The following is a 20,932-nucleotide window of genomic DNA, read 5'->3' on the forward strand; positions in this document are numbered from 1 at the left end:
CTGCCACTGCACGGTGTTCAGGGTGTGCCCGCGATCTGTTCGAGCGTCGCTTGGACGGCGGCATCGAGCTGCGGCCGACGACCGCGCAGCTCATCCTCGGGTGTAACCAGCTTGAGGATATCCGGCACGGCGCCTTGATCCTCCATGTTGACGCCGTCGGGGAGCGTAAACCACCCGCGCCGCGGCATGCGGACGAGGGCATTGTCAATCAGTCGATAGCTGCCGGTGCTGATTACACCGCCATGTGTCGTGTTCCCCACCAACGGACCGCGCCCGAGGTTCTTGAACGCATGCGAGACAATCTCCGCATTGGAGAAGCTTTCCTCGTTGCACATCATCGTCGTGGGCTTCGTCCAGGCATAGAAGATCAGACGGTCTTGCGGATATCCCGGCACGCCGCCGCGCGGCACCGTGTACGCGTGTCGGCGCACCATCAGCGTCTGCATGACCCAATCGGCCGTCCAGCCACCTCCGTTGCTGCGCACGTCGATGATCAGGCCGTCGCGTCCGCTCGCCGCGGCGAACAGGTCACGCTCAAACTCCTCGAACGACTCCGCATTCATGCTGCGGATGTGCACATACCCCACGCGCCCGTCCGACTGCTCGTGTACGTAACGCTCATTCTCGCGCACCCACGCGTCATAACGCAGGTTCGCCATGGCCTCGAACGAGATCGGACGCAGCACAAGCTCGCGCAGCTTCGGCGCATCGGTGGACTGCGTGGTCGTTGGTGCGGAGTCCTTGAGCGGCGGTTCGGCTCCAGCGACAGGCGCCACGACTACGGGGGGATCGTCTTCCCATGCGCTGTCGTCCCACCGGCCATCCGGGTCGAGAGGCGCCGGAGGTGGGACCGGCTCCGGTTCGATGGGTGGCTCCTGGGGCAGTGTGGCGGGTTCATCGGTCGGCGCCGGCGCCGACGGTGCGGGGGTAGGGGGGGGCTCCGGTTCAGGCCCCCGCGTGGGCGACGGCAGAAACTCGATGATGACGTCATCACCGACCGTGCCGAGCAACGCCTGCTCCAGCGCGAACTGGGGTCCGACCGCCACGCCACCGATGCGGGTCAGGATGTCGCCCGGTACGAGTCGGCTCGCGGCCCGGTCGGCCGGGGCATTGGGCAACACGCGCGCAACCTTCAACCCCGGACCCACATACGAAGTGTCGATGTCCACTCCGAGATAACCGACGCGCTCCAGGCCGCCACTGCCCGGTCCGAAAATCCCCATGTGTGAGGCGCTCAACTCGCCAAGCATCCGGTTGAAGACCTCGTTGAACTCATCCAACGTGCGGGTCCGGAGCGCCAACTCCCGGTAGCGCGCCGTCACCGCCGGCCAATTCAGGCCTTTCAAGGTCGGGTGGTAAAACTGCTGTGCGATCTGCCGCGCGCCGTCGTCGAACTTCTGCGCCGCTTCGGCCCGCCGCGAAACCGCCAGCCGAGCGCGGTGACGATGCGTCTTCGGATCGGTACCGGTCGCGGTGCAGGAGTTGGCAACGCCACTACGCAAATAAAACAGCCGTTTACCGTCGAAGCTCCAATGTAGTCCGCCGGCGGCGCCAGTGAGAATGCGACGGCGGTTCTCGCCATTCCAGCCGACGGTAAAGACCGCGGCACTGCCCTCATGCGAAGAGGTGAAGGCCAGGGTCTGACCATCCGGGGCCAGCGCAAAGCGGCTCTGATCATCAGGCAGCGTGGTGACACGCCGGATGCGCCGGTAGGCGGTCTCGAGTTCGTAAGGATACGGGTCCGGGGGTGGCGCCGGTTGGGTGGTGGCGGCAGCGGCCGGTTTGCGGGCCGCTTCCTGCTCGGCGAGGTAATCCTTGATCCAGCCGCGAACCTGCGCGCGCAACCCGGGGTCGTCCGGCTGCGTCGTGGCCGCCACGACTTCGGGTTGTGTGTCCGGCACAGACGTTACCTCTTCCGCCGCAGGCGATTTCTGTGCCGGTGCCGGTTGTGGCCGCGTGGTAGTGGCCGGCTCCACAAGCGCAATCTTGCCGCTGGCGACGACAGACGCTGGTGGCTTGCGCTTCTTGAGGGCCTCGCCCTGCTCGCGGAAATAGGCCGCCAATTCCTCGGGGTTCTTCTCATCGAGCACGCGCGCGAGGAACACGATGTAGAGGTCATGATCAAAGCCGTGCCGCCGCGAGGTAAATGCGAGCATCTTGCCGTCGAGCGACCACTGGGCACCGCCATCGTAGTCCGGATGACGCGTGATGTTGATCGCCGGCTGTGAGCCGTCAACTGGTACCACCCACACATCGGAGTTGTGTTCGTGGTCCTCGAGCTCGTAGGCCATCCACGCGCTGTCCGGTGACCAGCGAAATGCGGGCTGAGCCCAGCCGGTGAGCAGCGCCCGCTCCGCACCGGTCTTCAGATCGCGCAGGATCAAATCGCCGCGATCACGCAGAAACGCAAGCGTCTTCCCGTCCGGCGAGAGTTGTGGCAGCGTCTCAGGCAAAGTGGACGACGTGACGCGCTCCACACGAAACCGCAGCGATTCGCTCAGCGGCTTGGCCGGTTGCTCGGCGGACGTGGCCCGGTAGACATCCTCCTGCCCGTGCAAATCAGAAACGAAAAAAAGCGCTTTGCCATCCGGCGACCAGGTGAGGTGCTGCTCACGCGCGACGGTATCGGTCACGCGCCGTGTCGACCGGCCCTCCTCCGTCGAAACGACGAAGACCTCGCCGTACACGATCAGCGCCACTTCCTTGCCGTCGGGCGAAACCTCGGCTTCGCTCGCATCGCCCGTAAGCACCCGTAAGTCGAGGTCATTCTGCACGTCGTCATCCCCGGCCGTGATACGGAGCGCGCGGGAACTGCGTTCCTGGAGATCGAGCACGTACACATCGCTCCAGTGCGCGAATGCGAGCCGCGCGCCGTTCGCCGCGACGGTGAAGTCGCGAACATCCTCACCGGTCATGCGCGTCACGGGCTCCGGCCCACCGCCCGCGAGCGGTTGAAACCAGACGTTCATCGGCCCGTCGCGGTCCGACAGGAAGTACACACCGCCGCCGTCGGCCGACCAGATCGGCTTGCGGTCGGCTCCATCGAAGTTCGTCACTTGGCGAAAGCTGCCGGCCGAGAAGTCATGCACCCAAACATCGTGGTTGGCACTGCCGCGGTAGTGGCGCCGCGTGAAATCCGGCGCACTCCCACGCTCAAAAGCCAGCGCCTTGCCATCCGGACTGACCCGGCCTGCGCCCCCGAGGACATCCGTGACACGCTCGACCATGCCGCCGGCCACCGGCACACGGTAAATCCGCGGTTTGCGCGAAACATCGCCTTCACGGCGGGCGTGAAACAACACATAGGCCCCATCCGGCGTGAAGTCCGTCGGCACTTCGGCACGGTCGGAATAGGTGAGCCGCTGCACCCCCGTACCGTCGGCCGCCATGATGAAGACATTGTCGGAACCGTGCCGGTCCGAGGCGAACGCAAGGTACCGTCCGTCACGTGACCAGACCGGATGACCATCGCCCGCAGGGTGTGCAGTCAGGCGCCGGGCCTGGCCCCCGGCCGCGGAAACCGTCCACACGTCTCCGGCCCAGGCAAAAGCCAGCGTCTGACCGTCCGGTGACAGCGCCAGGTGCCGGGCATAGGCGACTTCTTCCGCTCGAACAGACGCGGTCGCGCCCAGGCCGAGGAGACCCCACAGCCACAGTGTCTTCCGGGTGATTGCCAGTAAGTCCATGCCGTGATCTTCCTTTCCGGATTCGAGCGACGCTGGAGGGCGACGAGACGCGCATTGTCAGCCCGTGGGAGCCCGCGATTGTACGCGTTCAATCCGTTGCGCCCACCACTCAGACATGGTACTCCCCCCAACAATGGGCTTCGTGGCCCACACTCCGTGGGATGAAAACTGCTCTATCCGCTTTACGCCCCCCTGCTGCCCCCCCAACCCGGCGCCTCTTTCAGCGCGAATGGCACACATGGTGAACACGATTTCAATGTGACTGCACGCCAGCCACTACGATGATGTCCGCCAAGGGTTCCAGGCGTTCGGCGAGCTAGGCACGGCCGATCTGGAGGCCTGTCATAGTAAGGTCAGCCAGGCCACGGCCACTTATATTACGGCAGGGACTGGCGGGGACCGTCGGTGAACGCAGAATCGCAAACTACGCTTTGTGCTGTGCGATATCCACGCGCGGCGGGCCGGACCCAACAGCCCCCATGAGTCTGTATGAGCATCTCGCAAGTATCGTTTATGTCGAAACTTACGGGATTGGGCGATACTGGGCTCGAACCAGTGACCTTGTGCATTGTCGATCTGTTCTTGTCGCTGGCTTCGATCCGTAACCCTTTGTCAAGACGATACCTACAAAGTCGGCTATTTTGCCTGTCGTGCGTTCAGAAGTACCTAACTTCGCGTCATTTCGAGTAGACTACTCGCGCGCGTTTCACATGGGCGCGCGAGAATCACGCTGCCGCGGCCGTATCGATGCGCCCACTGCGCGTCGCGGTATACTCCCGCCGTGATCGCGTCCCTGCTTGGTGGTCTGGGCATCTTCCTGCTCGGCATGGTCCTCCTTACCGACGGGCTGAAGGCCGTCGCCGGTGAGGCCCTGCGCCGCATCCTGACACGCTACGTCGCCACGCCGCTCGCCGGTGTGGGCTGGGGAGCCCTCGTCACCGCCCTCGTTCAGTCCTCCACCGCCACGACGCTCACGACCGTCGGTTTCGTCAGCGCCGGCCTGCTGACGTTCACCCAGGCGGTCGGCGTCATCTTCGGTGCCAATCTCGGCACGACGAGCACCGGCTGGATCGTCTCGCAACTCGGCTTCAAGGTCTCCCTCGGCAGTCTCTCGCCGCCGCTCGTACTCGTCGGCGTCGCACTCCGCCTGTTGTGCCGGGGGCGTGCCGCACATGCCGGCACGGCCCTCGCCGGCTTCGCGCTGTTGTTCATGGGGATCGACCTGCTGCAGGCCGGGATGGCGTCGTTCGCGCCGTCGTTGGGCGTTTCGCCGCTCGCCGCCGGTGCCGGTACCACTCCCCTTGCACTACTGCTCCTCGTCGCGACCGGCTTCCTCATGACTGTCGTCATGCTCTCGTCGAGCGCGGCGATGACCGCCACCCTCGCGGCCGTCGCTTCCGGGGTGCTCGGACTGGAGCAGGCCGCGGTGCTGATCATCGGCCAGAACATCGGCACGACGCCGAAGGCCGTCGCCGCAGCCATCGGCACCCCCGCCGCCGCCAAGCGCACGGCCCTTGCGCATGTGCTCTTCAACGTCGTCACCGGCGCGATTGCACTCGCGATCCTCCCATGGCTGTTGAAATTGAGTGTCCGGGTAGGTGACGCACTCGGCGCGGGCGATGCTCCGACCGTGCTCGCCGTCTTCCACACCGTGTTCAATGCCCTCGGCGTGCTCGTCCTGTTCCCGCTGATACGGCCGTTCGCGGCGCTCACCGAGCGCCTCCTGCCCGAACGCGGGCCGGCAGCCACGCGCTACCTTGCCCCCGCCGTTGCCGAAGTCGGCCCCGTCGCCCTCGAAGCCGCCCGCCGCGCGATGATCCACGTCCTTCGCGACATCGTGGCACTCATCCCCCGTGCCGCCGCGCCGGCCGGTCCCCCCGCCGACGCACTCGCCGCCGCCGGCGCGGGGCGGCAGGAGATCGTCCGCTTCGTGCAGCGTTTGGGCCTCGCGGGGCAGCCCGCCGGTGAACTCGCGCGGGTGCAGTCACTCCTGCACGCGGCGGATCACCTGGACCGGGCTCTGGCTGCGCTGCGCAGCCCACGGGTCGATGCGGCGCTCGTCGCATCCGATCCGATCATCGCGCCCGCCTGGGAACTCGTGCTGCGGCCCGCTCGCCGGCACACCGAATTGCGCACCGTCCACGAGGAGACCACCGCCGCGGCCCCCGATCCGCTACTCGAAGCTGCCGACGACTGGGCCCAGGCGTCGCGCGCGATGGCCGATGTCCGCCGGCTGCAACGGCGCGAGATCCTTCGTCTCGCGGCGGCGGGCGCGCTGGCACCCGATGCCGCAATGGCTCACATCGATGCCCTGCTGTGGCTCGACGGAGTGGCCTACCACCTCTGGCGGGCCACGCACCACCTCCGGCGCGAGCCCGAGCCCGAGAATGGTGACCCCACGCCGCAACCGCCCCCCGACCTCCCCGCAGAACCGGCCCGCGCCGCCGGCGCCTGAGACCCGCCAACCGAGCCCCCGCGCTGCCGTCACCAACCCCACTCAAGCGCAGCGCTTAATGAGATGCAGTTGACATCGTTCCAGGCGCCGGAGGTGCGGTGCGGTGGCCGGGGCGTCGGCCTGGCCGAGGTAGCGGGCCTGGCCGTTGAGCACGACGTAGCCCTGGCCGGTGGCCTTGTGGACGCTGTACTTGGGGTCGCGGTACTTGGGGACGCGGATACTGCTGGGCGTGGCAGCGGAGGAGGGCACGGCCGTAGTCTCCCGTCGGTGGCGCGAGGAGTACTACGCGCGCCGGGACCCGGGTTACGTCCGCTCCGCCCGTTGGGCGGGTCTACGCAACTCGCGAAGTCGGCGATAGTTACAATCGATGGGCGATACTGGGCTCGAACCAGTGACCTCGTGCTTGTCGATCGCAATTTTGCACGCCAAAAGCGCCAAAAACCGCGTTCTCGATAGCGCCACGCTGGTTTTTATCTCGCGTAGCGCGGCCACTCGTTACTAACATCGCACGAAATTTGCCGGGTAGCGCGGCCTGGCCGCGCTACGATTTGCCGCAGCAGGTTGGCTTGTACGCGTCGGTGTCATCCGGTATGGCACGCGCACCGTATGAGTAAGGTGCCACTAAGAACCAGAGTTTCATTCCGCATCATGTCGTGATTCCCACGCTTCCTTGGGCACAAATCGGCACATGCCAACAGGACCGTCTCTGTGGAGCCGATAATTCCCGTATGGACGGCACCTATTGGCCATGCCGTGGCGTGGCCGAGCACGCCTATTGTCCGCGCCTGTTCTACTACATGACGGTCGAGGGTGTCTTTCTGCCCAGCGCTGACACCGAACTGGGTGCCGGCGTTCACACCCGTGTTGATCAGCCGAGCGAGGCCCCGCCAACACTCGAAGGCAATGGCAGGAGTGGCCGTAGTAAGAAGAAAGTCGAGAAACTGGAAGAGTCAGACTCCGATTCGGATCGCCCACTTTCCGTGCGCAGCCTCGCACTTACCAGCGACCAGCTCGGCCTCACGGCCAAGCTCGACCTGGCCGAAATCAACGGCACGACTGCCATTCCCGTCGAGTACCGCAAAGGCAGACCCAAGCGCTGCGGGGAGGTCAGCGAACCGGTTGACGAGATGATGGAGCAGGGCCGACTGCTACCTGGTCCGGAGCCGTGGCCGACCGACCGTGTACAAATCGGGCTCCAAGCAATCCTATTGGAAGAGGCCGGGTATACCGTCCCCGAAGCGTACTGTTACTACGCCGCCGAGCGACTGAAGCTTCGGATACCGGTAGACGATTCGCTGAAATGCGAAGCGCTTGCAGAACTTGAGGCCGCGAAACGCACCGCGGCAGGAGAACGCCCGCCGCCGCTGGTGAACGATCCGAAGTGCCCGCGCTGCTCACTCCAACCGATCTGCCTGCCTGACGAAATCAATCAGCAACGATTCACAACACTCGCCGCCAACGGCGAGCCGGCCGACGAGCAACTCACGCCACGGAAGCTCTGGCCGCCGCGGGACGAAGGTATTCATGTGGTCATTCAGAAAGAAGGTGTCCGCGTAGGTGTGCGCGGCCAGTCCGTGCGTATCACCGACAAGGATGGCGGCATCGTTCGCGACCTGCCGCTGGCGAATGTCGAATCGCTCGCTGTGCTCGGGGGCGTGCAGGTCTCGACGCAAGCGCTCGCCGTCTTTGCCGATCACGAGGTTCCTGTCGCCTATCTCACTGCCGCTGGACGTCTGGTTGCCATGATGGACCCGATGGGGCCGACCAGCGCTGCCGTGCGCGCCGCACAGGTTCGCGTACTCGACCGGCCCGAGAAAGCGCTCGAACTCGCCCGCGCCGTCACCGTCGCCAAGATCGCCAACCAGCGCACGCTGCTCATGCGCAACCATGCCGCGCTCCCGTCACGTGTCGCGGCAGACCTTCAGGACAGCATCGCCGCCGCCGAGCGGGCGACCACGATGAACGAACTCCGTGGCCACGAGGGAAACGCCGCCGCCATCTACTTCCGCCATTTCGCCGGCATGTTCAAGGAGGGCGTCAAGGAGATCGCCGTCCGATTCGAGAGCAGCGGCCGCCAGCGCCGTCCGCCGCCTGATCCTGTCAACGCCGTGCTGTCATTCGCCTATTCGATGCTGACGAACGAATGCACCGCCGCTGCTCGTCTGGCCAGTCTGGAGCCAGCGCTCGGCGCCCTCCACGCCACGCGCCCCGGCCGGCCAGCACTCGCGCTCGACCTTATGGAGCCGTTCCGGCCGCTCATCGCTGACTCCATCGCCGTGTCCGCCTTCAACCGCGGCGAATTGACCGAGGGCCATTTCCTCGACACCGCCGCCGGCTGCGCCTTGACCGACGCCGGGCGCAAGGGCTTCTTTTCCGCCTACGGTCGGCGGATGGATACCGAGGTAACCCACCCGGTTTTCGAATACCGGCTGTCCTACCGGCGCATGCTCATGCTCCACGCGCGGCTCATTGCGGCGTGGCTCCTGGGGGAAGTTCCCTCGCTCGCTTTTCTGACGACGAAGTAATGCCATGCGCCGCTGCTACCTCGTCTGCTACGACGTGCGGAACGACAAGCGCCTCCGCCGCATCCACAAGCTGATGAAGGCGTACGGAGAGCCGTGGCAGTACTCGGTCTTCTACTGCACACTCAAGGCCATTGACCGCGTCCGACTGGAGAACGCCGCCCGCGAGATCCTCAACCTGAAGGAGGACCAGCTCCTCATCGTGGACCTGGGCAGCAACGAGGAGGCGGCCCGGGAGGCGGCCACCACGCTCGGCCCGGCACCCCCTCAACAGGAAGGCGGGGTTGTGGTAATCTGATCGCCATGTCTGGGGACTCAGCCAGCTTCGTGAGAGTGTTTCATGCGCTGTTTTCGGTGCACACGCCCTTTCGCTGGCAATGCAGACTGTTCGACGAGCTTGCAGCGGGCCGTATTCCTTTGACCGTTACCCTGCCCACCGGCCTCGGCAAGACCTCCATCATCCCGATCTGGCTGATTGCCCTGGCACACTCGGCCGACAACGGCCTGCGCTTGCCGCGCCGGCTGGTTTACATCGTGAACCGCCGAACCGTTGTGGATCAGGCGACCGAAGATGCCGCCCGGATTCTCAGCACACTGAGTGTCCTCGACAGCGACAACGGGCCGCTCGCGCAATTGCGAAAGGCGCTCGCAAGGCTCGCTGGGGGCGATTTGCAGGTGCCACTCGCCGTCAGCACCCTCCGCGGCGAACTGGCCGACAACGGCGAATGGAAGAAGAACCCCGCCCGCCCCGTGATCATCGTCGGCACCATCGACATGATCGGCAGCAAGTTGCTGTTCTCCGGTTATGGCGATGGCCGCTACGGCCGGGCTCACCACGCGGGGCTGATCGGACAGGACACATTGATCGTCCACGACGAGGCCCATTTGTCGCCGGCTTTTTCGCGGTTGTTGTGGAAGATCGAGCGCGAGCAGCGGGAGGCGAACGAACCAAGACCGGTGCGCGTCCTGGAGTTGACCGCGACCTCACGCGACGATGCCCGAGAAGATCGGGAGGCCGTCCGCCGACTGCGCGGCGCGGAGGCCAGCGCCGACTTCACACTCATCAAGGAGGACGATGCGGACGCCATCGTCACGCAACGGCGTACGGCCAGCAAGACGCTGACGTTGCAGACATACGACGCCGGCAAGGGCAACTTGGCGCAGGCGATCGCGACCAAGGCGCTTACGTACCGCGACTCCAAGGAGCGGATTCTGATCTACGTTCGCTTGCCGGAAGATGCAAAGGCCATCGCGGATGCCATCAAGAACCCGAAGACTGGGCTCGGCAAAGACGGGGACGGGCGCGTTCGCCTGCTCACGGGCACGATCCGCGGGTTCGAGCGCGATCAACTGGCCAACAGTGAGCTGTTCAGGGCATTCAGATCGGACCCGGCTCGTCCGCCTAAACTCGAACAGGCGCTTTATCTCGTGTCCACCTCGGCCGGCGAAATCGGGGCCGATCTCGACGCCGATCACCTCGTTTGCGACCTCAGCACTCTCGACAGCATGGCCCAGCGCATCGGGCGCATGAACCGACTGGGAGGAGGCAGCCGATCGGCCAAGATTTCCGTTGTGGTGGCGCCCATCGGCGACAAAGATCCGGTTCGACCGCAACTTGAGATGACCGGCGAGGCGTTGCGCGAGCTTCCCGCGAAGAACGACGGATTCGATGTATCGCCGGAGGCGTTATCCAATCTGTTGAACACGGACGACGCAAAACTCGCGTTCTCGCCACCCCCGACGATCCTACCCGCGACGGACATCCTGTTCGACGCCTGGGCGCTCACGTCGATCACGGGCGAACTGCCCGGCCGGCCCGGAGTCGAACCCTACCTGCACGGAGTCGCCGAGTGGGAGCCGCCCGAAACGCACGTGGCGTGGCGAGCCGACATCGGCGAATTGGGCCGCGCGGGCGTGGCAGAGGATGACCTTGCCGAGATGCTCGAAGTCTTCCCAATCCGCGCTGCTGAGCGGCTCAGGGACCGCCGGGACCGTGTACAAGAGCAACTCGCGCGTATCGCGGCACGCCAAAACGACGTGAAGGTGGTTCTCATCAGGAACGGCGAGCCGCGCTGGGTCACGCTCGCCGAGCTCGCCCCGGCGGATAAGACGGACAAGGCGAAACTGAACGAGGCGCGTCGTCTTCTCTCCTACGCCACAGTGCTGCTGCCGACTGAGGTTGGCGGCCTGAAAGCCGGCATGCTGGACGGCAACGAAGAGGCACCGAAGCAACATCAGGACCTAGACGTGGCCGAGGCGGCGCTCGCCGACCAGCTGGCGCGGCAGCGTCTCCGCGTGACAGATGACGAAGTGAAGCCGTTGCTCGGCGAGCAGGTCAACACGACGCTCGTGGAGCGCTGTAGGCTGGCGCTGGCAGCGTCGGACTCAGCGAACGAGGACATCTCGCCGGCGACGATCGAGTACCGCGTGGCGAAGGCGGAGAGCGGCGAACCGGGTACACGTGTTCGACTCGCCGATCACTCGGGCACGGTCGTGACAACGGCCAAGAGGATCGGCGCGGCGTTGGGGTTGGAACAGCCGGTCTACGAAGCGCTGGCGCTGGCCGCGCACTGGCACGACAGCGGCAAGAACCGCCCCATCTGGCAACGCTACGCCCGCAAAGGTGATTCCTCGGCTCCGCTGGCGAAGTCCGACCGTTACTTGCACTGGAAAGCGCTCAACTTCTACCGCCACGAGTTCGGTTCTCTGCTCGACGCGACGTTCGGTGACGCCGACGGCAACCCGGTGTCTGAGGTCGCCAGCCACGCAGAACGCGATCTGATCCTCCACCTGATCGCGGCCCATCACGGTTGGTCCCGGCCACACTTTGAACCGATGGCATTCGACCGCGAGCGCCCGACCAAGGACAACGAAGCCGCTCTCGTAGAGGCCATGCAACGCTTTGCCCGTCTCCAGCGCCGCTTCGGCCGCTGGGGGTTGGCGTGGCTGGAATCGCTGCTACGGTGTGCGGATGCGCTGGCATCGGCGGACCAAAATGGGGGTGGCGCATGACCGGCAATCAAATCTGCGTCCCCGTGGACCCAGCGAACCCCGGTCAGTTCTTCGCGTGCTGCGGGCTGCTGGAGTTGGCGGCGCGGACGTGGCCCGGCGCCACCGGGAGGTTCATCGACAGTCACATCGAAATTGGCGGCATACCGGACGACGCGACCATCTTGACCCTCATCCAGCGCCTCCAGAAGGTCGGCCTTGCCGGTGCTCTCACTCCCGAACTGAAGTCCGAGCTCGATCAACTGGAGGAGGCCAAGCGGGAGGCCAAGCAGAACGGGAGCGCCCTGACGGCCGAGTGTGAGGCTCGGCGAAAGCAACTCGGCGGGCTGCTCAGATCTGGCCGTGTCACTATCGGGTCGCCCTTCGAACTTGACATGGACTGGTGGCAGGGCGATAGCGACGAGGTTCCTAAGCCATGGGCGGGCAGCATGCAAGTGCGCCGAGTAGCAGCCGCAGCACTCGCCGAATGCGTCTGCGCATTCTCAAAGCTACACCCGTTCGACTTCGCATGCGTTTTGCGGCCGACCGATGATGAAGAGAGCGACGAAGTCGCCGAGGGGGAAGGAGTCGAGGAAGGCAAGGCCGAGCCGTTCTACTTCGACTGCACGCGCGGATCGAACGCTCATCCGGTCGATCAGGGGTTCAGCGCGAACAAGCTCTCGGTATGGCGAAATGGGCCGGCGAGCAAATCTGGCAAGATCAAGCGGAAGCAAGTGAAGATGGAGAGCGCCGCCTTCCCTGCAGTTGAGCTGTTGGCACTCATTGGCCTCCAGCGTTTCCGCCCGATGCCGACCAAGCAGCCGCGCGTGTTCGTCTACCGTGCCTGGACGGTCCCGCTGCCGCCGGCCGTTGCCGCTGCTGCCGCGTGCGGCCTGCTTCCAGGCGGCGGAGGCGACTTGTACCGCTTCGAGAACGCGTTCCGCACTGATCAGCGCAAGCACAAGGGCTTTCTGCCCGCCATTCGCATTACAGAAGGAGACACTCCATGAGCGACGTGTTAACCAAATACGACGCCTGGCTCAATGACGACGGCCCCGCGGCCCTCGTTATCCGCGAGCACCTCATGCCCGTCGAGGGCCGCGACGGCGTGGTCTTCCCCGCGACCTTCGCCGCCGAACAGGGGAACGACCCGAATCGGTTCCGCGGCGGCTACAACATCGACGGACCATTCAACGGCCAACCCGATGGAGAGAACGTCTGCCTCATCGACTCCGTCGGCTCGCAGGCCAACCGCGTCGAGCCGGAGTTCGCCAAGGAGAAATACCGCACTCTGGTGCCGCAGATCACGATCAAGGCGGGCAACGAGAAGGAGGTAAGCATCCTTGACGCCGGGCACCGGGCCGGCGACGCGCTGCTGCGGTGCACTGAACTAGCGCAGGAATTGAAGGCGTCCTTCGAGAGCGTCGGCAAGGGAGATGCACAAGCACTAGCGAGGATCGCCCCGACTTCCCTGGTCTTCGGCGTCTGGGACTCGCGCGACACTCAAGCCAAGCTCCCTCGCATCTTGGGCTCCACCATCCGCGCGTTCAACGTCCGAAAGCTCACCCGGGGGGCGGTCTACATCCCACCCTTGGATTACTCGGCCCTGGAGGTCTTCAGCAAAGAGGACAAGGAAACGGCCGAGGGCGACAAGAAGAGCCCGCTGGCCCAGCGAGGCTTCGTCCACAACCCCGCGTCCGGCTCGCACGGCGGCATTATCGCGACGGGCGGCATCCGGCGCGACGCCACGCTCAATCTCGCGGCGCTCCGGCTGCTAAACGCCGGCAAGGACGACCCCGCCCCGCTACGTCGCTACATTCTCGGCCTTTCCCTTGTGGCCTTCACCCATCCCAGCGCGTTCGTCGGGTACCTTCGACAGGGGTGTACGCTCGTCCGCGACCCCGACAAGAAGCCCGAGTTCGTCGAGGTTCATCCCGATGGCAAACGCGCCCCCGCCGGCATCACGCATGAAGCGGCGCTCACCTTCGCCGAAACGGCGGCCAAGGCGTTCGGCGTTGGTGAGTCCAAATCCGTCACCTTCGACAAGAACGCCGCCAAGCAGGATGTGACCGAAGCTGGCAAGAAGAACAAGAAGACCAGGAAGACAGAGAAAGCGGAGGCATAGGCGCCCCATGCCCTCTCACCTCCACATCTCCGTCACCTTCCTCCAGCACACCTGCCACGCGCGCCTGGGCAAGGAAGACGCCGCGCCCAACGAATGGCCGCCCTCGCCGCTGCGGCTCTTCCAGGCGATGGTCGCGGGCGCCGCGGCGCGCTGGGCCGGCGATGACGGCTCAACCCGCGCCGCACTCACCGCCCAGGCGCCGGTCGCTGCGCTGGGATGGCTGGCGAATCTATGCGCCGCGACGCCTCCGACGATCCTGGCGCCGCGCGCCGTCACGGGCCAGACCGTGCCGCGCTACGTCCCCAACAACTCCGCCGACCTCGTCGCCGCGAAGTGGTCCCGGGGCGATGTGCTCGCCATGTTCGAGGACCGCACGAAGAAGGTCTTCCGCCCGACGCACCTGCTCGACGGCGATACGGTCCACTATCTGTGGCCGCTCGACGAGACGAGCGAGCGCCAAGCCCGCCAGAACGAACCGACCATCGCCGCCGCCGCGCGCTGCATCGTTGCGCTCGGCTGGGGCATCGACGCCGCCATTGGCGATGCCCGCATCATCGACGAACCCCAGGCCGCCAGGCTATCTGGCGAGCGATGGGAACCGGGGCGCGTCGGCACGCCCGGCCTGCGCCTTCCTGTCTCGAACACACTTGACGCGCTCATAGACCGTCATGCAAAGTTCCTCGATCGCCTGAAGGATGGCGTGTTCCACCCCGTGCCGCGCTTGCGCGCGTTCAGCACCTCCGCGTACCGCCGAGCGTCCGACGTGCCCCCCCGTCCCTTCGCGGCTTTCGCCCTCCGCCGGCTTGACGATCCCGAAAAGTCTCGGCCGTTTGGCGTCGAGAACGCTGCCAAGGTCGCTGCTATGCTCCGCCACGTCGCCTGCAAGGCCACCCAGAAGGATCGTGACTATTGGGCCGCCGTCCCTGGCGGCTCGAACATGTATGTCGCTGGCCATACGCGCGACGATCCTGCGCTCACGCGCGGCCCCACGCCCCCACGTTTTTCCTACTTACCGCTGCCCTCGATCGGTAGCCCGTACGCTGACGGCATGATCCGGCGTGTCCTCGTCGCCGAACCGCACGACGGAGACGGGCGGCACGCCAAGTGGGCCGCGATGCGCCTCGCAGCATCGGACTTGATCGACGAGGACACCGGTGAAGCGGTCGCGACGCTCGAACGGCTCGACCCGACCGACCGCGTGCTGCGGATGTTCACGCAGCGCTCGCGCGCGTGGATCACCGCCACGCCGATCGTCCTCCCGGGCTACGACGGGCTCAAGGCCACCAAGGCGGCGAAGCTGCTATCCCGCGCCTGCGACCAGGCGGGCCTGCCATCGGGTTCGGTGGAGTCGTTCGAGTTCATCGGCCCGCCGGCGCACACGGGCGGTGCCGGACGGTTCTTCGTGCCGAAATATCTCCGCCGGTGGCCGCTCCGCTGGGCCGTGCTACACTTCACGGAGAAAGTTGAGGGTCCGCTCGCTCTGGGAGCGGGCCGGCATTGTGGCCTGGGTGCGTTGTCGGCGATTGACCCGCGAGCGTGAAGGTGGTGCAGGGGAGTGCCGGGTACGCTCGCGTCGATGCAGGTGTTTGACAAGTGAAGAGTTACATCCAGCCGACCCGCTGCGCCAACCCGACCGGGAACCTAACTCGCTGCTTGCGCTCGCTATGTGGACTGCAAGTGGCACGTTTACCAAATGTTGCGAGAGCGGGAGTTTCCGCGGCTCTCGAGCCGCGGTCCCATTGAAGCGGGGAGACCGCGTTCGATCTGAAGCGGCACACCGGGTTTCCGCGGCTCTCGAGCCGCGGTCCCATTGAAGCTCCTTCGTGTCATAAAACTCGACCACGCCCTGCGCGTTTCCGCGGCTCTCGAGCCGCGGTCCCATTGAAGCCGGCCACTCCTGCCAGACCTGCGCCGCGGCCGGGGTTTCCGCGGCTCTCGAGCCGCGGTCCCATTGAAGCCTTATTCTACCGGGTGGGTCCGAGTGTGCCACGAGGTTTCCGCGGCTCTCGAGCCGCGGTCCCATTGAAGCCCTTGGCGCGGTTTGGTCCCGACTCGCACCGGCTGGTTTCCGCGGCTCTCGAGCCGCGGTCCCATTGAAGCCTTATTCTACCGGGTGGGTCCGAGTGTGCCACGAGGTTTCCGCGGCTCTCGAGCCGCGGTCCCATTGAAGCAGCATGTCTCGATTCACAACCAACCCGGCCCGGCTGGTTTCCGCGGCTCTCGAGCCGCGGTCCCATTGAAGCTCTAGAACTTCTGCGTTTGGGGCACAACATGGCCGTTTCCGCGGCTCTCGAGCCGCGGTCCCATTGAAGCACGCTCCTCATGTTGTCGAAATGGGGCACCGGCGGTTTCCGCGGCTCTCGAGCCGCGGTCCCATTGAAGCTGTAGACGACTACGCTTCTTCGGCGGCCTATGGGGTTTCCGCGGCTCTCGAGCCGCGGTCCCATTGAAGCCGGCCACTCCCGCCACACCTGCGCCGCGGCCGGGGTTTCCGCGGCTCTCGAGCCGCGGTCCCATTGAAGCCTCCTCAGGCCACTCGTACGCCACGGCGGCCGGGTCGTTTCCGCGGCTCTCGAGCCGCGGTCCCATTGAAGCACTTCATCATCGTCGTCGTCACCCGGTAGGCCAGCGTTTCCGCGGCTCTCGAGCCGCGGTCCCATTGAAGCTCTGTACGCGGATGAACAGGTATTACCCTGCGCGCCGTTTCCGCGGCTCTCGAGCCGCGGTCCCATTGAAGCTAGGCGTTCGTTCTCGCGAGCGCGGGCTGCTTGCTCGTTTCCGCGGCTCTCGAGCCGCGGTCCCATTGAAGCGCGATTGCCAGCCGGGACTTTGCGCCATTCGAGAGGTTTCCGCGGCTCTGATCGGCGGACACATGTCTCCGCGACGCACGGCCTCTAGCGTGTCGTGCCGCGTCGGCCGACGCGGCTCTGATCGGCGGACACAATGTCATCGCCAGCCCCCAGCTCGCAACCGAGCCCTATCGCAGGCCAACCAGACGGCCTTCGAGCTCCCACCGATTCAGCGCCAAGATCAGCGATTCGATCGCGGCATTCTGAACGTCTGGCGGTGGCGGCGGGTCATGCAGCCACTCGAGTGTCCCGACCACGCCGGCGACTCGCAGCCCCTCGGAAGTCTCGACATCGCTCAATTCCGGCGACATGTCGCGAGTCATCAGCCGGGCCAGAACCATGGCCCGGTTGCTCGCGGTGCCGAGCACGTGCGGTGACGAGCCATCATCCGGGATGCAGATGTACCAGCGGATGTTGGAAGTCGCATGTGGCATGGAGGCAGCACCCCTTTCAACTCGATCTACGTGAGCGGCACGAGCGGGTTGGTGGCGCCGCTGACTCCCAAGTGTGCGGCCGGATTGAAACCATCATTACTCCCGCATCCTTGCTTGCTTGACGCATTCGACTCGGCCACGTAGCCGCAACTGTGTCGCGGAAGCGCAACTACTGCTGTGTTTCGCTGCGCCGCAAGTCGGCGAGCGTTTCGGCGACGTCCTCAAGCAACAGTGCGCGCTTCGCCATGGCATACTCGAGTTCCGTCGTTGTGGTCGCGAGCGTTTCGAGCTTGTTTCTTAACAGGTTGACCGTAGCCGGCAAGGCCCCCTGGCCTTGCGTGAACGGGTCGCAGTTGCGTGCCACCGCATCGATGTCGTCGCGCAGTGCCGCACAGATACTGGACGTGAGGGCCATGTCCGCGAGCGCAGCTCGAAGCGCCGGGCTCAAATCATCGACGATGGTCTCGGGGGAGTCATATTGGGGCTGTTGGTCGTTGACCATGTGCTCCTCCATGGCATTAGCCGATAAGCGAAAGCCGGCTCGTCGGGGCGCCCACGGGGACCGCCGCAGGCGCCCCTTATGACGAGCACAGCACTAGAACTCGTTCAGGTTCGGATCAGTCGTACCGGTTGTCGCCGCGGCCTTCACCGGGGCCGCTTGTAGCGGCACGCGCTTGGCACGGGTTCTACCGACCTTGGATTCCACGAGTGGCGTATGGGCCGCATGAACCGTGTTCAGCAACCGGCGTGGCGGCACGCTGTTGCTCGTCGCTGTGGAGGTATTCTCGACCAGCGCCAGGAGCTCGCCGACGAGACCCTTGACGGAGGCGGCCTGCGCCGCGAGTTCCTCCGCGGCGGACGCGGCCTCCTCGGCGCCCGCGGCATTGGACTGGGTGACCTGGTCCATCTGCGAGACGGCCGTCGTAACCTGCTGCACGCCCTCGGCCTGCTCGTCGCTCGCACTTGAGATCCCGCTGACGAGTTCGGACACGCGCGTGACGCCGCTGACGATGGCCTTGATCGCGGAGACGCCGTCCCGCGATTTCGCGACCGACTCCTCGATCAAACTGGTCGTCTCCTTGGCCGCTCCGGCCGCACGCTGGGCCAGGTTGCGGACCTCCTCGGCCACGACCGCGAAGCCCTTGCCGTGTTCGCCGGCCCGGGCGGCCTCCACCGCCGCGTTCAGCGCCAGCAGGTTGGTCTGGAAGGCGATCTCTTCGATGACCTTGATGATCTTGCTGATCTTGTCGCTCGCCTCGTTGATGCCACTCATGGTCTTCTCGCCGTCCTGGGCCGCGACGTTCGCCTCGCTGGCCACCTGGTTGGCGTCCTTCGCGTTGGTGGCATTCTGCCGCGTCATCGCGGAGACTTCTTCGAGCGCGGCCGAAGTCTCCTCGAGCGAAGAGGCCTGCTCACTGGCGCCCTCGGCCAGTTGCTGGGAGACGGCGGAGACCTGCGCCGCGGCGTCGTTGACCTGGTCGGCGCCTTCGGACATCCCACCGATGATGCGCAGCAGCGTCTGGCCGGTTTCACGCAGTTCATGCGTGCTGCAGGTCTTGAGACCCTTGAAGGTGTTCCGCAGCGGCACCGTGATGCTGCGAGTAATGAAGATGCCGAGCGTCAACGTGACGAACACGGCCGAAGTCCCGAGAATCAGCATCAGCGTCGTGAGCCACTGGGCACGGGCCTGGCTCTCGACCACCTCCCGGTGGCAGATGTCGACGTTAACCTTGATGAGGTCTTCGAGGATGCGGCTGCAGGTAGCGAACGAAGCGCGGATCGCGACCAGCTTTGTACGTCCTTCTTCGTAGGCGGCGCGCTCCGCCTCTTCATGACCGCTGGCCAGCGCGCGTTCCCACGCGTGGTTCACCGTCAGGAATTCACTCGCCATCTTCTTCCATTCGGCGAAGGCCGGCTGGAACTCGCGCCAAAGAGCGGTTTCTTCAGGCGTATGCGGCAGCGACTCGTACTCGGTCCAGGCGGCCTCAATGTCACGCCAGACGCGCGTTAGATCGCCGCGCATCTGCTCACGCTCGGCCGAGGTGAAGCCGGCGTTCATCAAGGTGTTGTTGATGGCCCGGATTTCCATCTGGGCGACGGACAGGTGCAGGATGCTATTCAGGGTGGGCACACGTACTTCGCCAATCTCGTCGATGTCAGCGGCCGTGGTGGTGATGGCGTAGTACCCCGTGCCACTGAGTGCAAGGGCGATCGCGCCCGACAGGAAAAAACCACCCACTAGTTTGCCCAATAGGCTCATTCTGGCGAACATGAGGCTATCTCAAAACCGGGACACCTGTTGACTTTGTACAATGATGCATGTTGACACTCACGAATGAGCAATTGGATTGGCTGGCGGACAGGATTCCGGATCGGCCGAAGAGTCCGAAGGGCGGCCGCCCGTCGCGGACAAGCGGCGGACGCTGCGCGGCATCTTCTGGATGCTGGACAACGGCGCGAAGTGGAAGGACCTGCCGCGCGAGTTCGGCGCGCGGGCCACGGTGCACCGTTGGTTCCACCGCTGGACGCGCGAAGGGCTCTTTGAGCAGGCCATGCGGGCCGCCGGACGCCTGGTCGAACGGCGCGGCGCGTACCGCGTGTACGAATGCTTCATCGACGGCACCTTCGCCAAGGCCCGGGGCGGCGGTGATGGGATCAGCGCGGCCACCTCGGAAAAGGCGTGAAAATCATGGTTCTGGTCGATGCTCGCGGGTTGCCGGTGGCGATCGATACCGCGGCGGACGCCCACGAGAGCCGCTGCGTGCAGGCGCTGTTCGACTTCGTGCTGACGCGAGACGCCGCCGCGTGATCGGCGACAAGGCGTACGACAGCGACAAGCTCGACGAAGAGCTCGCACAGCGCGGCATGGAAATGATCGCGCCGCATCGCGGCAACCGCAAGCCGGAGAATGTGACACAGGACCGCCGGCCGCTGCAGCGCGCCAAGCGGCGCTGGACGGTGGAGCGGACGATCTCCTGGATCCAGAACTACCGCCGGCTCTGCATCCGTTGGGAGAAGTCGAGCTGCCTGTTCAGCGGCTTCTTGCATATGACCTGTACGCTTCTCTTGCTTTCAGAGGTTTTGAGATAGCCTCATGAGTCGCTCCCTTGAAGGTCTCTTGTACTTGTAGCTGAAGGAATTTGCTGTACGGCTCGGTCCAACCGTACAGCAAAGTGTAATCCGCTACGCAAACACCAATAGCGTTGGCGTCTAGGTCGATTATCGACCACCCCGATATCCGAAATCACATTATTCGCGACTTTTCGTCGTTTGGGCGATATATAACGCACAGATATCAGACGTGCCGCCTACTGAGACATTGCCCATCTGCAACACTGGGAGCGCACGGCTCACTATTGCTCTTGGGGGCAGGTCCCACCTTGGACTGCACGCCGTCAGGCACAGGGAAACGGGTGACTCACTCTTGACGGTGGGAAGTGGCATCGAGCGCCGCCAGGATCGCCGGCAGGCGTTGCGGGTCCAGGCCGCTGCCGCCGCGCTCCCAGCGCGCGATCGTGGGCTGCGGGCAGCCGAGTCGAGCCGCCAGCTCGGCCTGCGAAAGTCCGGCCTCGCGCCGGGCCGCCCGCAACATTTCTCCGAGACCCGCAGCGATGACACTGGCGGCGGCCAGTTGATTTGCGGCGCGTTGCAGTCGGGCCTTGGCGGTCATGGTTCCAGATCCAGTTGTCCCCGGATGGCCCAGTGGTGTTCCAGCGCCTCTTGCAGAGCCGGGAGGAGTTCCTTGGGATCAAAGACCGGATCGTCGAACCAATCGATCGCCGCGAGAACCTCGGTGTCACTCACGGAGAGCGTGACGCCGGGAGGTAGCCTGAAATCTTGTGGAAATTGAGAACGTGGGGCATCCTGCTGGTG

Annotated in this window: 16 protein-coding genes and 1 CRISPR repeat array; of the genes, 9 read left to right on the forward strand and 7 right to left on the reverse strand. The window is 65.2% G+C overall.

Annotated elements, in window-relative coordinates; all coding sequences use genetic code 11:
• Positions 1 to 17: 17 nt before the first annotated feature.
• On the reverse strand, positions 18 to 3,686 hold the full coding sequence (locus tag IPM18_12705) for a PD40 domain-containing protein (GenBank protein MBK9120443.1): 3,669 nt from the start codon (positions 3,684 to 3,686) through the stop codon (positions 18 to 20).
• A gap of 781 nt (positions 3,687 to 4,467) precedes the next feature.
• Between IPM18_12705 and IPM18_12710 the strand changes: the two genes are divergently transcribed.
• Positions 4,468 to 6,141 (forward strand): Na/Pi cotransporter family protein, encoded by a 1,674-nt coding sequence (locus tag IPM18_12710; GenBank protein ID MBK9120444.1) that lies wholly within the window; start codon positions 4,468 to 4,470, stop codon positions 6,139 to 6,141.
• Positions 6,142 to 6,183: 42 nt separating this feature from the next.
• Here the strand turns inward: IPM18_12710 and IPM18_12715 are convergent, their stop codons facing one another.
• Positions 6,184 to 6,390, reverse strand: a complete 207-nt coding sequence (locus IPM18_12715) for a hypothetical protein (GenBank protein ID MBK9120445.1) — start codon at positions 6,388 to 6,390, stop codon at positions 6,184 to 6,186.
• 479 nt (positions 6,391 to 6,869) lie between these two features.
• Here IPM18_12715 and cas1 point away from each other — a divergent pair, with 479 nt between their 5' ends.
• Genes cas1 through cas5u6u form a run of 6 tightly spaced genes read left to right on the forward strand, consistent with a single transcriptional unit; the run spans position 6,870 to position 15,316 of the window.
• Positions 6,870 to 8,666, forward strand: a complete 1,797-nt coding sequence (gene cas1 / locus IPM18_12720; GenBank protein MBK9120446.1) for a CRISPR-associated endonuclease Cas1 — start codon at positions 6,870 to 6,872, stop codon at positions 8,664 to 8,666.
• Positions 8,667 to 8,670: 4 nt separating this feature from the next.
• Positions 8,671 to 8,961, forward strand: coding sequence for a CRISPR-associated endonuclease Cas2 (gene cas2, locus IPM18_12725; GenBank protein ID MBK9120447.1), 291 nt, complete (start codon positions 8,671 to 8,673; stop codon positions 8,959 to 8,961).
• Positions 8,962 to 8,990: 29 nt separating this feature from the next.
• Complete coding sequence (gene cas3u / locus IPM18_12730) at positions 8,991 to 11,675, forward strand: type I-U CRISPR-associated helicase/endonuclease Cas3 (GenBank protein MBK9120448.1); 2,685 nt, start codon at positions 8,991 to 8,993, stop codon at positions 11,673 to 11,675.
• Complete coding sequence (gene cas8c, locus IPM18_12735) at positions 11,672 to 12,661, forward strand: type I-U CRISPR-associated protein Cas8c (protein MBK9120449.1); 990 nt, start codon at positions 11,672 to 11,674, stop codon at positions 12,659 to 12,661. The genes cas3u and cas8c overlap by 4 nt, the downstream gene beginning before the upstream one ends.
• The gene (cas7u, locus tag IPM18_12740) at positions 12,658 to 13,776 is read left to right on the forward strand and encodes a type I-U CRISPR-associated protein Cas7 (GenBank protein MBK9120450.1); all 1,119 of its coding nucleotides are present in this window, start codon (positions 12,658 to 12,660) and stop codon (positions 13,774 to 13,776) included. Before cas8c ends, cas7u begins: the two co-directional genes overlap by 4 nt.
• A gap of 7 nt (positions 13,777 to 13,783) precedes the next feature.
• On the forward strand, positions 13,784 to 15,316 hold the full coding sequence (gene cas5u6u / locus IPM18_12745) for a type I-U CRISPR-associated protein Cas5/Cas6 (protein MBK9120451.1): 1,533 nt from the start codon (positions 13,784 to 13,786) through the stop codon (positions 15,314 to 15,316).
• 170 nt (positions 15,317 to 15,486) lie between these two features.
• Positions 15,487 to 16,727: direct repeats of the CRISPR family, unit length 36 nt; unit sequence GTTTCCGCGGCTCTCGAGCCGCGGTCCCATTGAAGC.
• A gap of 26 nt (positions 16,728 to 16,753) precedes the next feature.
• Here the strand turns inward: cas5u6u and IPM18_12750 are convergent.
• From IPM18_12750 to IPM18_12760, 3 genes are all read right to left on the reverse strand, one after another.
• Positions 16,754 to 17,059 (reverse strand): hypothetical protein, encoded by a 306-nt coding sequence (locus IPM18_12750; GenBank protein MBK9120452.1) that lies wholly within the window; start codon positions 17,057 to 17,059, stop codon positions 16,754 to 16,756.
• Positions 17,060 to 17,228: 169 nt separating this feature from the next.
• Complete coding sequence (locus tag IPM18_12755; GenBank protein MBK9120453.1) at positions 17,229 to 17,561, reverse strand: hypothetical protein; 333 nt, start codon at positions 17,559 to 17,561, stop codon at positions 17,229 to 17,231.
• A 93-nt stretch (positions 17,562 to 17,654) separates the two neighbouring features.
• Positions 17,655 to 19,310 carry an MCP four helix bundle domain-containing protein gene (locus IPM18_12760; protein ID MBK9120454.1) on the reverse strand — a complete coding sequence of 552 codons (1,656 nt, stop codon included), beginning with the start codon at positions 19,308 to 19,310 and terminating at the stop codon, positions 17,655 to 17,657.
• Between the two features lie 97 nt (positions 19,311 to 19,407).
• Between IPM18_12760 and IPM18_12765 the strand changes: the two genes are divergently transcribed.
• Together IPM18_12765 and IPM18_12770 are read left to right on the forward strand one after the other, a co-directional pair.
• Positions 19,408 to 19,743, forward strand: a complete 336-nt coding sequence (locus IPM18_12765) for a transposase (GenBank protein MBK9120455.1) — start codon at positions 19,408 to 19,410, stop codon at positions 19,741 to 19,743.
• A 121-nt stretch (positions 19,744 to 19,864) separates the two neighbouring features.
• A complete protein-coding gene (locus tag IPM18_12770; GenBank protein MBK9120456.1) occupies positions 19,865 to 20,149 on the forward strand; it encodes a transposase in 285 nt (94 codons plus the stop codon).
• Between the two features lie 328 nt (positions 20,150 to 20,477).
• Here IPM18_12770 and IPM18_12775 read toward each other — a convergent pair whose 3' ends face one another.
• On the reverse strand, positions 20,478 to 20,729 hold the full coding sequence (locus IPM18_12775; protein ID MBK9120457.1) for a helix-turn-helix transcriptional regulator: 252 nt from the start codon (positions 20,727 to 20,729) through the stop codon (positions 20,478 to 20,480).
• Positions 20,726 to 20,863, reverse strand: coding sequence for a hypothetical protein (locus IPM18_12780; protein MBK9120458.1), 138 nt, complete (start codon positions 20,861 to 20,863; stop codon positions 20,726 to 20,728). The genes IPM18_12775 and IPM18_12780 overlap by 4 nt, the downstream gene beginning before the upstream one ends.
• Positions 20,864 to 20,932: the final 69 nt, after the last annotated feature.

It is taken from the genome of Phycisphaerales bacterium (genome assembly GCA_016716475.1).
Classification (GTDB): domain Bacteria; phylum Planctomycetota; class Phycisphaerae; order UBA1845; family Fen-1342; genus JADJWG01.

Bases quoted from the DNA above. Each gene is read 5' to 3' on its own strand.
- IPM18_12705 (MBK9120443.1), bottom strand. From the start codon at position 3,686: ATGGACTTACTGGCAATCACCCGGAAGACACTGTGGCTGTGGGGTCTC.
- cas1 (MBK9120446.1), top strand. From the start codon at position 6,870: ATGGACGGCACCTATTGGCCATGCCGTGGCGTGGCCGAGCACGCCTAT.
- cas2 (MBK9120447.1), top strand. From the start codon at position 8,671: ATGCGCCGCTGCTACCTCGTCTGCTACGACGTGCGGAACGACAAGCGC.
- cas8c (MBK9120449.1), top strand. From the start codon at position 11,672: ATGACCGGCAATCAAATCTGCGTCCCCGTGGACCCAGCGAACCCCGGT.
- cas7u (MBK9120450.1), top strand. From the start codon at position 12,658: ATGAGCGACGTGTTAACCAAATACGACGCCTGGCTCAATGACGACGGC.
- cas5u6u (MBK9120451.1), top strand. From the start codon at position 13,784: ATGCCCTCTCACCTCCACATCTCCGTCACCTTCCTCCAGCACACCTGC.
- IPM18_12750 (MBK9120452.1), bottom strand. From the start codon at position 17,059: ATGCCACATGCGACTTCCAACATCCGCTGGTACATCTGCATCCCGGAT.
- IPM18_12755 (MBK9120453.1), bottom strand. From the start codon at position 17,561: ATGGTCAACGACCAACAGCCCCAATATGACTCCCCCGAGACCATCGTC.
- IPM18_12775 (MBK9120457.1), bottom strand. From the start codon at position 20,729: ATGACCGCCAAGGCCCGACTGCAACGCGCCGCAAATCAACTGGCCGCC.